The sequence below is a fragment of the Georgenia sp. genome (genome assembly GCF_054605595.1).
In genome coordinates, this window is the sequence record NZ_JBTSDU010000001.1 from 38,457 (window position 1) to 53,580 (window position 15,124).

At 70.2% G+C, this 15,124-nt stretch carries 11 protein-coding genes and 1 pseudogene; 3 read left to right on the plus strand and 9 right to left on the minus strand.

Going from position 1 to position 15,124, the window contains the following annotated elements; all coding sequences use genetic code 11:
• Positions 1–88: 88 nt before the first annotated feature.
• Positions 89–1,333 (minus strand): Rid family hydrolase, encoded by a 1,245-nt coding sequence (locus ACYC1Z_RS00200; protein WP_461407541.1) that lies wholly within the window; start codon positions 1,331–1,333, stop codon positions 89–91.
• Positions 1,334–2,117: 784 nt separating this feature from the next.
• On the opposite strand from ACYC1Z_RS00200, the gene ACYC1Z_RS00205 reads away from it, so the two are divergent.
• Together ACYC1Z_RS00205 and ACYC1Z_RS00210 are read left to right on the plus strand one after the other, a co-directional pair.
• Entirely contained in the window at positions 2,118–2,498 is a 381-nt protein-coding gene (locus tag ACYC1Z_RS00205) for an IclR family transcriptional regulator (RefSeq protein ID WP_461407563.1), read from the plus strand.
• Between the two features lie 660 nt (positions 2,499–3,158).
• Positions 3,159–3,371: pseudogene (locus ACYC1Z_RS00210) on the plus strand (IS630 family transposase); the annotation flags it as partial.
• A 108-nt stretch (positions 3,372–3,479) separates the two neighbouring features.
• Here ACYC1Z_RS00210 and ACYC1Z_RS00215 read toward each other — a convergent pair.
• The 5 genes from ACYC1Z_RS00215 to ACYC1Z_RS00235 all read right to left on the minus strand — a co-directional run bounded on the left by ACYC1Z_RS00215 (position 3,480) and on the right by ACYC1Z_RS00235 (position 9,789).
• On the minus strand, positions 3,480–4,661 hold the full coding sequence (locus ACYC1Z_RS00215) for an alpha/beta hydrolase (protein ID WP_461407542.1): 1,182 nt from the start codon (positions 4,659–4,661) through the stop codon (positions 3,480–3,482).
• A complete protein-coding gene (locus tag ACYC1Z_RS00220) occupies positions 4,658–5,446 on the minus strand; it encodes a hypothetical protein (RefSeq protein WP_461407543.1) in 789 nt (262 codons plus the stop codon). The genes ACYC1Z_RS00215 and ACYC1Z_RS00220 overlap by 4 nt, the downstream gene beginning before the upstream one ends.
• Entirely contained in the window at positions 5,446–7,137 is a 1,692-nt protein-coding gene (locus tag ACYC1Z_RS00225; protein ID WP_461407544.1) for a bifunctional lysylphosphatidylglycerol flippase/synthetase MprF, read from the minus strand. Before ACYC1Z_RS00225 ends, ACYC1Z_RS00220 begins: the two co-directional genes overlap by 1 nt.
• Before the next feature lie 233 nt (positions 7,138–7,370).
• Positions 7,371–8,234, minus strand: coding sequence for a zinc metalloprotease HtpX (htpX, locus tag ACYC1Z_RS00230; RefSeq protein ID WP_461407545.1), 864 nt, complete (start codon positions 8,232–8,234; stop codon positions 7,371–7,373).
• A gap of 148 nt (positions 8,235–8,382) precedes the next feature.
• Entirely contained in the window at positions 8,383–9,789 is a 1,407-nt protein-coding gene (locus tag ACYC1Z_RS00235) for an FAD-dependent oxidoreductase (protein ID WP_461407546.1), read from the minus strand.
• A gap of 97 nt (positions 9,790–9,886) precedes the next feature.
• Between ACYC1Z_RS00235 and rarD the strand changes: the two genes are divergently transcribed.
• Positions 9,887–10,813, plus strand: coding sequence for an EamA family transporter RarD (rarD, locus tag ACYC1Z_RS00240; RefSeq protein ID WP_461407547.1), 927 nt, complete (start codon positions 9,887–9,889; stop codon positions 10,811–10,813).
• A gap of 59 nt (positions 10,814–10,872) precedes the next feature.
• On the opposite strand, the gene ACYC1Z_RS00245 is transcribed toward rarD, so the two are convergent.
• The 3 genes from ACYC1Z_RS00245 to ACYC1Z_RS00255 form a co-directional block, all read right to left on the minus strand.
• Positions 10,873–11,817, minus strand: coding sequence for a polyprenyl synthetase family protein (locus ACYC1Z_RS00245; protein ID WP_461407564.1), 945 nt, complete (start codon positions 11,815–11,817; stop codon positions 10,873–10,875).
• 71 nt (positions 11,818–11,888) lie between these two features.
• Positions 11,889–13,454, minus strand: a complete 1,566-nt coding sequence (nuoN, locus tag ACYC1Z_RS00250) for an NADH-quinone oxidoreductase subunit NuoN (protein WP_461407548.1) — start codon at positions 13,452–13,454, stop codon at positions 11,889–11,891.
• The gene (locus ACYC1Z_RS00255) at positions 13,451–15,097 is read right to left on the minus strand and encodes an NADH-quinone oxidoreductase subunit M (RefSeq protein WP_461407549.1); all 1,647 of its coding nucleotides are present in this window, start codon (positions 15,095–15,097) and stop codon (positions 13,451–13,453) included. The genes nuoN and ACYC1Z_RS00255 overlap by 4 nt, the downstream gene beginning before the upstream one ends.
• Positions 15,098–15,124: the final 27 nt, after the last annotated feature.

Sequence of the window (15,124 nt, forward strand, 5' to 3'; positions counted from 1 at the left end):
CCACCCATCCGTCGCCGTCACCATCCTGCGCCCCACCAACAACCCCCCACCGGCCAGCACTGTTGCTACAGGCGGGACACCCGTGCGGTCATGCTTCTGGAGGTGTTCCTTCAGCGTTTGACACGACTGCATCGATCTGGATGAGAGCATCCTTCGGTAGAGCTGATACGCCAACTATTCTCCTTGCAGGCACATAGCTGGGGAAGAATGTTGTGTAAACTTCGTCTACAGCGTCAACATCTCCGACGTCCTTAAGGTAGATGTTGATCTTCACAACATCATCCATGAGGTGATCGACGGATTCAACAATTGCCTTGATATTACTCAAGCACTGTTCGGCCTGAACTTTTACTCCGCCGGATACCATCTGACCGGTCTTTGGGTCCAAGGGCAACTGAGCTGAGATGTGATTGTAGTGAGAGAACGCTACGGTCTGTGTGGAGCTTGAGTTCTTCGGTGCGTTTGCCGTATTGTTCGCTTCAATGACGAGGTTGCGCGTGTCTTCAGGAAGTTGCGGGGGGGTCCCGTCTCCGTGTGACACGACTGCTTCAATCTGCACCAAAGCATCCATGGGCAAAGCTGCTGCTGCAACTGTTGTCCGTGCAGGCTTGTAGCCTGGGAAGTATGTTGCGTAAACTTCGTCTACAGCATCAACATCAGCAATGTCCTTAAGGAATACGGTGATCCTCACGACATCGTCCATGACATGGTCGATGCCTTCCAGGATTGCCTTGATGTTGTCGAGGCACTGCCCTGCCTGCTCTTTTACATCGCCGGCGACGATGTCCCCGGACTCCGGATCGATCGGAAGCTGAGCGGAAAGGTTGTTGTAATGAGAGAAGGCTACAGTTTGTGTAGATGCTGAGCTCTTTGGCGCACCCTCTACGTTTCTGGCAATTTTGATCAGGTCGCCTGCCTGTGGAGCTCCCGGAATCGAACCCTCACCGTGCGAGACGAGTGCCTCGATCTGCACCAGAGCATTCATGGGCAAAGCTGCAACTGCAACTGTTGTCCGGGTAGGCACATAGTTCGGGAAGTACGTTGCGCAAACTTGGTCTACAGCATCAACATCGGCGATGTTCTTGAGGAATACGGTGATCCTCACGACATCGTCCATGACATGGTCGATACTTTCCAGGATTGCCTTGATATTGTCGAGGCACTGTCCCGCCTGCTCTTTCACACCGCCGACGACGATGTCCCCAGATTTCGGGTCGATCGGAAGTTGAGCGGAAAGATTGTTATAATGCGAGAAGGCTACAGTTTGTGCATGTACTGGACTTCTCGGAGCAGTCTCCGTGTTTCTTGCACTCGTCACGTTATAGCCGCTCATGATTGTATCTACCTCCAGGTTGTGGGTTGAAACATCTAGTTGGGAGCGCCTTTAGAAAGCGCCTCTCTTCAAGGAAAGCGGATTCCCGCGAGAGCGGTGAACTCTTGAGGTTCATCCAAACCCGTGTGCTCTACTCCACGGAACCCTGCAGTTTCTGCATGACCACGGTCAGCGACGTGTCATCGCCAATACTTCCCGGGAATACTACGTAGGGGATCCCCTCTGCTGGCCCGTCCCTCCCACTGCGTCCGGCCCGGCTTGCCGGAGACCTCACCCTCCGTGGTGACCATCCGCCGCGCACGACCACCAGTTCGGAGCCGTCCTCCACGGCGAACCCTCTCCTTTGAAGACATGAGCCCACGCTCGTCGATGAGCTGGACCAGGACCGTCAGCCTCCAGCGTCAACCCACACGTACGGTAACACCCGTGGCTGCGATAGTGGAAGAGTGCTTCCGGCCATTGGAAGTTCCTCTCGTATGCTGGGGAGCCCGCCTGAGCGGCTCGGGAGAGTCGCGACGGGCGATCTCAACGGGAACAGCCCCCTAACGGCGTGGAGTTCGACTGCTTGTGGCGGCTTGAACTGCACGCTCTGGCCCCGCGCCGCCCACCACCGCCGGCCGCCCTCGATCCACGGAGAGGTGCACCCCGCGCCGCCGGTACGGCCTTGGAGCCCCCCTGATCCCCTTGAGCCGAAGCGCCGGCACCTCGCTCGGGACGAACGGACGCACGCAGCTCGCAGTCGTCGACGAGCTGCACGAGTCGGCGAGCTGCACGAGTCGACGACCTGCACGAGTCGGCGAGCATCGCCATGATGGATCGGGACCGCGCTCGCTATATCGGCCACGTGCCGTCGACCCGCTCCATGCGCATGTTCAACCAGGTCGGCAACGAGGCGGACCTTCACGCCACCGGCGTGGGCAAGGCCATCCTGTCCACGATGTCGGACGACGAGGTCCGGTCGGTGCTCGCGCGGACCGGCATGCACTCCGTCACCCCTCGGACCATCACCGACATCTCCGTGATGGTCGCGGAGATGGACCTGGTCCGCCGCCGGGGCTACGCCCTGGACGAGGAGGAGCAGGAGCTCGGGGTCAGCTGCGTTGCCGTGCCCGTGCCGGGTCCCGTCCGACTTGCGATGTCCATCTCTGGCCCGCAGTCCCGATGACGGCCGCGGCGGTGGCTCGCGCGGTCCCCGTGCTCGAGCAGGCCGCCAAGTCCATCGCTGCAGAGATCAGCGAGACACAGGTGTGACGTGAGCGACTGACGATCCGTCACCCGGCACACCGGTGGCCGGGTGCTGCCCGGAGGGGGCACGGCCCGGTTCGAGTGCGGCACACGGCCGGTCCGAGCCCTGGGGACCCCGGAGCGGGCACGATTGCCCCGCACCCGCACCCGCGCCCACGCAATGACGAGGACGGCTGGGTCGTAGACAACGTTGAACAGGTCATCGAAGCAATGATCAGGATCGTTGGTCGCCCATTGGCGCAACTTGGTCTGGATTCGCAGTACCTGTCCCTCGGCCCAGTCGAGCTCGGGCCACAGCGCGTGGGTATTCACCGTCGATCTCCTGCCATCCCAGTACCTACATTGCGAACTCGCTGCCGCCCTTCGCCGTCTGACCGGCTCTCCCGGCCTCGGACCATCACGACGACACCGCCACGCCCCGGCCCGATCAGCCGACGACGTCCCGTCGTTGTCAGGGCTGCTGCCACCCTCACCGGCGTCTCCCGGGTCAGGCTGCCCTCAGCTTCACCAAGCCGCTGCGACGGCCCGGCGGTGGAGTCCCTCCACCTCCGCTCGGTAACGCGGCGCCTCGCGGCGCACGAAGTCCCAGATCCAAGCCCCGGACCGCACCGCCCCGATCCTGCCGATCCGGTCCGGCCTGCCGGCCTCGCGCACCCACGACTACGTCCGGCACGGCACGACCACGCTGTGCGCCGCGCTGGAAGTTTCCACCGGGAAGGTCACCGACGCCTGCCATGACCGGCACCGCCACGAGGAGTTCTTGCGGCTCCTCGAGCGGGTCGCCAAGGCCTACCTGTCCCAGCAGGTCGGCCGCACTCTCGATCGACCGAAGTCAACGACCGACGCTCGTGTCCCCATACGTCAACTACCGCTGAGCCGAGCCGCCGAACCGGGGCTGCGCCTACCAAGCGGGCTTCCCGTCCTCCGCCCCGAGCGGGAGGTCGGTGACCTGAGCCCCCACTCGACCGGCCGGCATGTTCGTGGAGGCGAACACCAGGGCATAGGGCAGCGCCGCACGGGCCATCCGCCATGTGTGGCCGGCCCCCGGCTCCACCCGGTACTCGACGCGCTGACCGGCGACGCGCAGCAGGTCGACCGCCTTGGCGGCACCGACGGCCTCGGCGGACCTCACCTGTTCGCCCGGTACGGCGACGAACACGTTCAGGGTCCGCGGGAAGCTGGTCGTGGGGAGGTAGGCGAGCACGTCGTGGGCCGCGAACTCCGCCCGACTGCTGAGCATCGCCCGGCCGCCGCCACCGGGGTCGGTGTAGGGCTCGATCGCCAGGATCGTGCCGTAGACGTCCTGGTGACGAAGGCCCTGGTCGAGGGCGCAGTACCCCCCGGAGGACATCCCGCCGATGGCCCGGTGACCCGGGTCCGGCACGGTTGCCAGGTGCTGGTCCACCCAGGCCACGACCGTGTGCAGGTAGGTCTCCACCTGGGACCCACCGTTGGTGGAGTTCAGGCACTCGGTGTCCCCGCGGTCTCGCCCGTTGACGTCCGGGGCCACCACGATCATCGGACGGATGGTGCCCGCGACGATCAGGGTGTCCAGGACGCGGGCCGCCTGACCGGCCGCGAACCACGAGACCGACGTGCTCGGCTCTCCGTGGATCAGGTACACGACCGGGTAACGCGCCCCGGTGGGGTCGTAGCCCGGCGGGGTGTAGACCCAGGTGGTCGACGCCGGCATGGCCAGTGCGGCAGGTACCGGGACCGAGACGCCGCGCAACGTTCCTTCGGTGGGTGAGCCCGAACGAGCAGGCGTCCGGGAGTCGGGCGCGGTGCCCTGACCGACCAGCAGCAAGCGGGCTGCCCACAGGTCGGGAACGTACCCCGAGTACGCGTTGGCAGCCGCGGCGGCCGTCACCACCAGCACCACGAGTGCCACGGTGGCGTAGATCCAGACCCGTCGGAGTCGTCGGCGCGCTGCACGCACCACGAGCGCGACGAGCGCGAGCGCGACGAGCGCCAGCACGGCCACCAGCCACCAGGAGTCGAACCACCCGGACTGGGCGGCCAGCGCGCGGAGCACGTCCGGCGGGAGCGTGGTGGTCGGATCGGGCGTGGGCTGTGGGTTCACCGGGTCACTCCCCCGGAGATCCGCGTCGTGGCAGCGACCGTCGCCGCGACCGCCAGCAGCGCCGGGACCGACCACCCCGGCCGCACACGGTCCCCCAGGACGAGCACGCCGACCGAGGACGGGACGACGATCTCGACCACCCACAGCCAGGCGGAGGCCAGGTTGACCGCGTCGTCCCGGGTCTCCAGGGCCCGGGCGAACATCACCGCACCGAACAGGGCGAACCCGCCCACCAACCACACCAACGGTTCCCCGGCCAGGACCTGGACCGGGGCTCCGTGCACCGCCCGTGCCGCCACCGCTGCTCCCGAGTACCCCACGCCGGCCAGCACCGCGAACCCGACCGTGGTCGAGTGCCGGTACCGGGAGACGGCGACGGCGCCGACGACCAGGAGCGCCCCCACCAGCGCGGGAGTGAACCCGGGCGGGGCGGGGCTCGGCGGGCCCGGCTGCGCCGCGACCACCACCACCGCACCGGCCAGGCACACCACGAGCACCGCCGTCCAGACGCGGCGCAACGGTCGTACCCCCAGCACCGGCACCCCGAGGACGACGGTGACGGCCAAGGACCCGGCCAGGACGGTCTGCACGGCCAGCAGCGGCAGGTGTCGCATGGCCAGGACGGACAGCGCCCACCCGCCTAGGTCGAGCCCCGTGCCGACCAGATATGCCGGATGGACCAGCACCCTGACTCCCGTGGCCCGGCGTGCCGCCACGGCCTGGGCCACCGCGCCGGCCCCCATGGCCAGCGCGGCCAGCAGCGCAGCGGCCAGCGAGACGCCCATCAGTGCCTGCGGCCCAGGACCGGGACGTTCACGAGCCCTTCGGCCCGGGCGGCCGTCATCGCTTCCGCGGCCAGCTCGTCACCCGTCCCACGCGCCACGTACCGGGGCACCCACACCGGACGGTACTTCTCGTTGAACGTGCCCAGCGACTCCAGTTGGGAGTGCCGGGCCACGACGCCCAGGACGCGGTGCCGGACACGCTCGGTCGCCCCCTCGGGGGTGCGGATCATCGTCTGGCGCAGTACCGCGAAGTTCAGGCCGATGCCCCGCGCACCCTGGGCGACCGCGTGTTCGAGGGTCTTGACGATCAGGAAATCCGTCACCCCGTTCGGGACGTCTGCACCCGTGTCCCGGCGCATCACGTCCAAGGACCATCCGGGAAGGTCCGCGGCCGGCACCCACTGGATGAACGCGAGGACCCGACCGGTCGCATCAACCGCCCTCACCAGCAGCAGGCCGGTGTCGGCCGGGTCGAACAACCGGGACAGGGTCATCGAGAAGCCCCGCTCGTCGTGGCCACGGCGGGACATCTCCGCGATCGCGAGCACCCCCGCACGCACCTGCGCCGGTGCGGCGGACGGATCGATGAACTCGGCGACCACCCCGGCGCGCTCGACCCGGCCCACCGCGTGGCGCAGGCTCTTCATCGCCGCACCCACCAACGTGAACGAGGCCACGTCGACCACCGCCTCGTCACCGAGGTAGCTGCAATGCAACCCGGCGTGCTCGTACACCGGGCGCCAGTCCGCGGCGGCCGCCACCACCGCCACGGCCCATCCGTGGGACGTGGCGAAGTCCATGAAGTCCGCCCAGGTCTGGTATCGGTCCCGGGCGGGCCCGATCGGGTCGGGAGAGACCAGGCACGCCCGCCCGCTCACGGCGTAGGCCACCACCGCGTCACCGGTGAAGAACCAGTCCTTGTCGTCACGCAGCGCGAAGTAGTCCAACGTGCCCCCGCCGTACCGGGAGACGATCGCCCGAGCGCGCTCGCGATCAGCGCGCGTACTGGTCGGCGCCCGCCGCGGCGACAGCAGCAACCACAGGCCGACGACGACGACACCGAGCCCCACCGCGGTGAGGACCGGCCCGGCCGTGGGAGTCGACGACAGGGGCAGCGCCGTGTCCCCGCCGAGCCGTTCGGCAACCGCCCGGACCGTCTCGCCGGGCCTGGGGTGGTGGTGGCGGCCCAAGGTCAACGTCAGCACGGTCGCCGTGACGATGGCGACGGCAGTGACGGTGGCAGCACCGACCAGCGCCCGCCGAGCCTGGGCCTGGGTCGGCAGGACACCGAACGCGTCCCGCCGGGCCACCAACCACGCCGCCAGGGCCACGCTGATCAGGGCCTCCTCCACATCCAGGCCCTTGACGATGTTGAGCACGGCCGTGGTGGCCAGCAGGGCGACGGTCGCGACCCAGGCGAGCCGATGCCCGAACCGCAACCCCCGGGCGGCCAGCGCCAAGGCGACACCGGCGAACACCGTGGTGGTCGCCGACGCGTGCAGGAGGGGGAACGGCAGCACCTCCAGCAGCACCTCCAGCCGTCCGCGTAGCGGGCGGGACAGCGCGGAGCCCACCGTCACCACCGCCAGCACCACGGTCAGTCCGGCCGCCCACCGGCGGGTGCGTCGGGTGCGTCGGAGCCGAGCCAGCTGCGCCCGCGCGCTCGCGCCAGGCGTCCTAGATTCGAGCATCGGTAGGACCGACTGTGAATCCGGCGCCGCCGCGGGGTGGGCCCACCGCCGCGTCGGTGGCCACGCGGCGCGCCTCCCGCTCCAGCAGGCTCATAGCTCCCTCGCCATGGATCGGTCCCGATCGACGTGTTCGGGACCTGGATCCATCGTGCCATCCCGGACCTGACCGGTGGCCGAAGATCGGCCGGCGCTCGTCCTGGCGCCAGGGGCGTCGGCCGGGACGGGCCGCGGGCTCAGTAGCCCGCCATGCGCTCCAGCCGGGCGATGCGCTCGTCCATCGGCGGGTGCGTGGCGAAGAGCCGGCTGACCCCGCCCGCGCGGAACGGGTTCGCGATCATCATGTGGCTGACGTTCTCCACGCGGTTGGTCGGGGCGAGTGGCCGGGCCGCGGCACCGCGCTCGATCTTGCGCAGCGCCGAGGCGAGCGCGAGCGGGTCACCGGTGAGCCGGGCGCCGTCCTCGTCCGCGTCGTACTCGCGCGTGCGGGAGACGGCGAGCTGGATGAGTGAGGCGGCGATCGGGGCGAGCAGCGCCGTCGCGAGCATGGCGATCGGATTGCCGCCCCGGCCGCGGTTGCCGCCGAAGAAGATGAGGAACTGGGCGATGGCGGTGATGACCCCGGCCAGCGCCGCCGCCACGGAGGAGGTGAGGATGTCGCGGTTGTACACGTGCATCAGCTCGTGGCCGAGCACGCCCCGCAGCTCCCGGGGCTCGAGGAGCCGCAGGATGCCCTCGGTGCAGCAGACGGCGGCGTTGCGGGGGTTGCGGCCCGTGGCGAACGCGTTCGGCTGGTCCATGGGTGCGATGTACAGCCGCGGCATGGGCTGGCGGGCCGCCGTCGCGAGCTCGCGCACGATGGCGTAGAAGCCAGGTGCCTCCGCCTCGCTCACCGGCCTGGCGGCCATGGCCCGGATCGCGAGCTTGTCGGAGTTCCAGTAGCTGTAGAACGTGGTGGCGACGCCGAGGCCCGCGAACAGCCACAAGAACATCGAGCGGCCGGTGTTCGAGGCGATCAGCGCACCGATGACGAGCAGGACGGCCCACATGCCGCCGAGCAGCAGGGTGGTCTTCAGCCCGTTGTGGTGACGATCGGTCATGTGCGCTCCTGTCCCGTGCTCCTACCGCTCCAACGCTCGCCGACCCGCCCGGGTTCCTGACGCCCCCGCCCCGGACCAGGGGGTCCGGCGCCACACCCCGCCGGAGCCAGGCCCGGGTGGCCGCGTCCGCGACCCGGTCGGCGGGCCGTCAGAGCAGGCGGCCGTCGTGCTCCTCGCCCCGCGAGATCGCCGTCATGGTCTCGCGGTGGACGACCTTGACCCGCTCCCGCTCGACACCCTCGAACGCCTGCCCGAGGGCGCGTTCGAACTGGTCGAGCAGCTCCCAGCCCTGCCACGTCGTGTACCGCACGCCCGCGGCGTCGAGCGCGCCGAGCATGGCGTCGTGGCCGACCTCGGCGGCGTCGTCGGTGCGGGCGCGCAGCAGCCCCGCCCCGGCGTCCTCGACGAGGTGCGCGATCGTCTGCTGGGCGTCGGACTTCGTGGAGCCGATGAGACCCACCGGTCCGCGCTTGATCCAGCCGGTCACGTAGACGCCGGGCACGTACTCCCCGTCGTCGCCGAGGACGCGGCCCTCGGTGTTGGGGACGACGCCGCCGCTCTCGTCGAACGGCAGGCCCGCCACCGGGGAGCCGAAGTAGCCCACGGCGCGGTAGACGGCCTGGACCGGGGTGTCGACGAGCTCACCGGTGCCGCGCACGCTGCCGTCCCCGGTGAGCTCGGTGCGCTCGGTGCGGATCGCCCCCACGCGCCCGTCGCCGAGGATCTCGACCGGGCGGTGCAGGAAGTGCAGGTGGATGCGCCGCGACGCCCTGCGCTCCGCCGGATCCTTCAGGGTCCAGTCCATGAGCGTCTTGACGACCTGCTTGGTCTGGTTGGAGGAGCGGATGGCCTCCTCCGAACCCTCGTCGAACTGGAAGTCCTCGTCGTAGACGATGACGTCGACGTCCGGCACCTTGCCCAGCTCCCGCAGCTCGAGCGGGGTGAACTTCGCCTGGGCGGGGCCGCGACGCCCGAACAGGTGGACGTCGGTCACGGGGCTGGCGGCCAGGCTCTCGGCGACGTTCGCCGGGATCTCGGTGACCATGAGGTCCTCGACGTGCTTGGCCAGGATCCGGGCGACGTCCAGCGCGACGTTCCCGACGCCGAGCACGGCGACCTCCCGCGCGTCCAGCGGCCACGTGCGCGGCACGTCCGGGTGCCCGTCGTACCAGGAGACGAACTCCGCGGCGCCGTGGCTGCCGGGCAGGTCGGCGCCGGGGATGCTCAGCGGGGCGTCCCGGTCGGACCCGGTGGAGAAGATCACGGCGTCGTAGTGGCGGCGCAGCTCCTCGACGCTGACGTCCTGGCCGACCTCGACGTTCCCGATGAGCCGGATGTCACCGCGCTGGAGGATCTTGTACAGCGCCACGATGATCTGCTTGATGCGCGGATGGTCGGGGGCGACGCCGTAGCGCACCAGCCCGTACGGCGCGGGGAGGCGCTCGAACAGGTCGATGCTCACCGCCAGCCCGGACTTCGACAGGATGTCGGCGGCGTAGATGCCGGCGGGGCCGGCACCGACGAGCGCGACGCTCAGCGGGCGGGAACTGCTCACGGGTACCTCTCGTCAGGGTGTGTCGGGGTGGTGGCCGCGCGGGGCAACCACCCGGAGAAAGTCCAGGAGCCAGTCTAGGGCGTGCCAGAGTGGGCGGGTGGCCCGCCCCCAGACACTTCCCGACGCCGCCGGGCCGCCGGGCGTGGACCGCGCCGGTCTTGCGTTCGGGCTCGCCGGCTACTTGCTGTGGGGCGGCTTCCCGCTGTACTTCCGGCTGCTCGAGCGCGCCGGGGCGGTGGAGATCGTCGCCCACCGGGCGGTGTGGAGCCTGGCGTTCTGCCTGCTCGTGCTGGCGCTGACCCGCACCTTCGCCACGCTGCGGGCCGCGCTGGCGGACCGCAGGGCGGTGGCCACCCTCGCCCTCGCGGCCGCCCTGGTCGCCGTCAACTGGCTCGTGTACGTGTACGGGGTGAACACGGGGCGCACGCTGGACGCCGCCCTGGGGTACTTCATCAACCCGATCGTCACGGTGCTGCTCGCGGTCGTCGTCCTCGGGGAACGGCTCCGCCCGCTGCAGTGGGCCGCCGTCGGGGTGGGTGCGGCGGCGGTGGTGGTCATCGCCGTCGGGTACGGGCAGCTGCCCTGGATCTCGCTGACGCTCGCGGCGTCCTTCGGCCTGTACGGGCTGACGAAGAACCGGGCGGGGCGCACCGTCGCCGCCCTGCCGGGCCTGGCGGTGGAGACGGCGGCGCTGCTCCCCGTCGCCGTCGGCTACCTCGTGTGGCTGACCGCCACGGGCGCGGCCACGTTCGGCTCCCAGGGCCCCGAGCACACGCTGCTGCTGCTGCTCGCCGGGCCCCTCACGGCCGTGCCGCTCCTGCTCTTCGGCGCTGCCGCGCGGCGGTTGCCGCTGAGCGTGGTGGGGATGCTGCAGTACCTCACCCCGGTGCTGCAGATGGTCGTCGCGCTGGCCGTGTTCCACGAGCCCATGCCGCCCGAGCGGTGGGCCGGGTTCGTCCTGGTGTGGGTGGCGATCGCGCTCGTCACCGCCGACGGCCTGCGTCGCCGGGCCCGGACGGCCTAACTCCCTCGACCGGAGCACACCGGCCCGACCGCACCGGCCCGACCGCGCCGGCCGGGGCGCTAGGCGAGCCGGTCCACCATGATGCCGGCGAAGGACGCCAGCGCCCGCTTCACGGCGCCGTCGGCCAGCGGCTCGAGCTCGGCGACGGCGTCGCGGGCCCAGGTGGTGGCGAGCTCGCGGGCCTGGTCGACGACGGCGTGGCGGCGCAGGTCGGCGACGACGGCCCGCAGCGCCTCGTCCGACTCGAGGTCCTCGCCCAGGCGCGTGAGCACCGCGGCGCCCGCGGGGTCGATGGTGCCGGCGGCGGCCCGTTCGCGCAGCAGCAGCACCGGCATGGTGTCGACGCCCTCGCGCAGGTCGGTGCCGGGGGTCTTGCCGGTGGCGGCGGCGTCGGCCGAGAGGTCGATGACGTCGTCGGCGAGCTGGAAGGCCACGCCGACCTTCTCGCCGTAACGCGTCACGAGGTCCGCGACCTCGGGGCCGGCGCCCGAGAACGTCGCGCCGTAGCGGGCGGCCGCGGCGATGAGCGAGCCGGTCTTGTCGGCGAGGACGCCCAGGTAGTGCGCCACCGGGTCGGCGCTCGCGGCGGGGCCGAGCGTCTCGTGCAGCTGGCCCAGGCAGAGCCGCTCGAAGGTCTCCGCGTGCACGAGCACCGCGTCCGCCCCGAGCGAGGCGACGAGCTGCGACGCCCGGGCGAAGAGCAGGTCGCCGGTGAGGATGGCCACCGAGTTGCCCCACACCTCGTGGGCCGCGGGAGCGCCACGGCGCATCGTCGCGGAGTCCATGACGTCGTCGTGGTACAGCGTCGCCAGGTGCGTCAGCTCGACGGCCACGGCGGCCGTGAGGACCTCCGCGTTGCTGCCCCCGCCGAGCTGGGCGGTGAGCAGCGTCAGGAGGGGGCGCAACCGCTTCCCGCCCGCGCGGGCGAGGTGGACGGCGGGTGCGTCCACCAGCTCGTCCGCGCCCACGACGCCGGCGAGCAGCCGGGACTCGACGTCGGACATGAGCGGCCCGAGCCGGGCCTCCAGCTCGGGGTCGCCGAGCGGCAGGATCGCGGTCACGGGAGGAAGGGTACTCAAGGAAGGAACACCGCCGCCTGGGCCGCGAGGTCGAGCACCGGGCCGGGCAGGACGCCGAGCAGCACGGTGAGGACGGCGCAGACCAGGACGGCCACGGCGGTCATCCCCTCGGAGGACACCACGGCGGTGCGTTCGCCGTCGGGCTCGGTGAAGAACATGAGCACGACGAGGCGTACGTAGAAGAACGCCGTGGCGGCCGAGGCGAGCACCGCCAGGACCACGAGGACCGTCCCCCCGGCGTCGACCGCCGCGGAGAACACGGCGAACTTCCCGATGAAGCCGGCCGTCAGCGGGATACCCGCGAAGGAGAACAGGAAGACGACCATCGCCAGGGCGATCGCGGGGCTGCGCCGGCCGAGGCCGGCCCACTGCGACAGGTGCGTCGCCTCGCCCGTGACGTTGCCCTCGCCGTCGCGCTCGCGCACCAGGGTGACCAGGCCGAAGGCGCCGATGGAGGCCACACCGTAGGCGAGGAGGTAGAACAGCACCGCGGCGATGCCCTTGCTGCTCAACGAGATGACGCCGATGAGGACGAAGCCGGCGTGGGCGATCGAGGAGTACGCCAGCATGCGCTTGACGTCCGTCTGGATGATCCCGAGCACGGTGCCGACGAGCATCGTCAGGATGATGATGCCCCAGAGGACCGGCTCGAGGTCCCAGGACATGTCCGGCAGGACCACGTAGACGAACCGCATCAGCGCCACGAAGGCGGCGAGCTTGGTACCGGCGGCCATGAAGCCGGTGATAGGGGTCGGGGCGCCCTGGTAGACGTCGGGCGTCCAGGCGTGGAACGGCACGGCACCGACCTTGAACAGCAGGCCGACGATGACGAGCAGCGAGCCGGCCAGCAGCATCCAGTCCATGCCGGTGGTGACCGGGACGGCCTGGGCGATCTCGTCCAAACGCACGCTGCCGGAGTAGCCGTAGAGCAGGGCGATGCCGAAGATCACGAACGCGGACGCGAACGCGCCGAGCAGGAAGTACTTCAGTGACGCCTCCTGCGAGAGCAGGCGACGACGGCGGGCCATGCCGGAGAGCACGTACAGCGGCAGGGAGAGGACCTCGAGGGCGACGAACAGCGTCAGCAGGTCGCCCGCACCGGCGAAGAGCATCATGCCGCCCAGCGCGAACAGCGTCAGGGGGAAGACCTCGGTCTGTGCGTAGCCGGCGCGGGAGTAGTCCGCCTCCTCGGGCGAGCCCGGGCGGGTGGCGGACTGGGCGGCGAACGCGCCCTCGCCGGTCTCGGTGCGGTCCGCGATCACCAGGATGCCGAGGAGGCCGAAGAGGGCGAGCAGGCCCTGTGCGGCGAGCGCGGGGCCGTCCTGGATGAACGCGCCGCCGACGAGCTCGGCGGGACCGGCGTCCTGGATGACGGTCCAGCGCCAGACGACGGCGACCAGGGCAGCGGCGGTGGCGAGCAGGCTCAGCACGAGCTGGATCGGCCGGCGCGCCGTCCGCGGTGCGAAGGCCTCGACCAGCACCCCGAGGACGGCTGCGCCCAGGACGAGCAGCAGCGGGGTCAGCGCCGCCCAGTCGACGGTGGGAGCGACGAACGTGTTCACTTGGCTGTTCCCTCTTCCGTGCGGGCGGTCGGCACACTCTGGGCGACGGCGGCGCCGTCGGCCCCGCTGCCCGGCTCACCGACGTCGGTCGTGCCGGGGCCCGGCGCGGCGGTGGCGTCCAGCGCGCTGGGCCGCTCCAGGGCGACGGACGTCGCCACCGGGGTGACGGCGTCGACCACGGGCGCCGGGTAGAAGCCGAGCGCGAGCATCGCGACGACCAGGGCCGCGACGATCCCCTTCTCGCGGGCGCCGAGGTCCGGCGCCCCCTCGAGCCGCTCGAGCTTGGGGCCGGTGAAGATGCGCTGGTAGGGCAGCAGGATGTACAACGCCGCCAGGACGATGCCCAGCACCGCGAAGGCGGCGGCGACGATCGAGTAGCGGAACGTGCCCTGCAGCACCAGGAACTCCGGCACGAAGCCGCTCAGGCCGGGCAGCGCCAGGTGGGCGAGGCCCGCGACGAGCCAGGTGCCCGCCAGCACCGGGGTGATCCGCTGCATGCCTCGGTACGCGGGGATCTCCTGCGTGCCGCCCCGTTGGGTCAGGAACCCGGAGATGAGGAACAGCGCGGCGGTGGAGACACCGTGGGCGACCATGTACACCATCGCACCGGTCAGGGCGACCTGCTCGCGCACGAAGATGCCCAGGACGATGAAGCCGAAGTGGCTCACGGACGTGAACGCGATCAGGCGCATGATGTCGCGCTGGCCGATGGCGAGCATGCCGCCGTAGAGGATCGAGACGATCGCGAGCACGATGACGACCGGCGCGGCCCATTCCGAAGCCGCCGGGAACAGCGGCAGGATCAGCGTGATCATCCCGAACGTGCCGACCTTGTCCAGCACGCCGACCAGGAGCGCCGAGGTGCCCGGCGTGGCCTGCTGGGTGGCGTCGGGCAGCCAGGTGTGCACCGGGAACATGGGCGCCTTGATGGCGAACGCGATGAAGAAGGAGAGGAAGATCAGCCGCTCCGTCGTCGCCGTCATCTCGAGGTTGCCGACGAGGCTGTCGACGAGGAAGCCCTGCTCGCCGCCCGGTCCCTGCAGGTACAGGGCGATGACGCCCACCAGCATGATGAGACCGCCGGCGAGGGAGTACAGCAGGAACTTCAGCGCAGCGGTGCGCCGCTTCGGCCCGCCGTAGTTGCCGATGAGGAAGTACACCGGCAGCAGCATGGCCTCGAAGATGACGTAGAAGAGGAACACGTCACGGGCGGCGAAGACCGCCACCATGACGGCCTCGAGCGCGAGCACCAGGGCGACGAAGCCCATCTGCCGACGTTCCAGGATCGCACCCGGTGGCACGACCTCCTGCTCGCGCCAGGCACCGAGCAGCACCAACGGCACCAGGAGCACGGCGAGGAGGATCATCGCCAGCCCGAGACCGTTGACGCCGACGGCGTAGGAGACACCGAGCTGCGGGATCCAGCCGTGGATCTCACCGAACTGCTGCTCTCCGGCAGCGGAGACGTCGAACTGGGTGGCCATCGCGACGCCGCCGGCGAGCACGATGAGGGACACACCCAGCCCGAAGGGGCGGGCGACCTTGTGCAGCGGCTTGACCAGCCACAGCACCGCGGCCGCGACGAGCGGGACCACGATGAGCACGGTCAACCACGGGAAGGTTGCCTCGTTCACGTTCTGCATGACTTTCCTCTACCTCTTCCTCTGGGC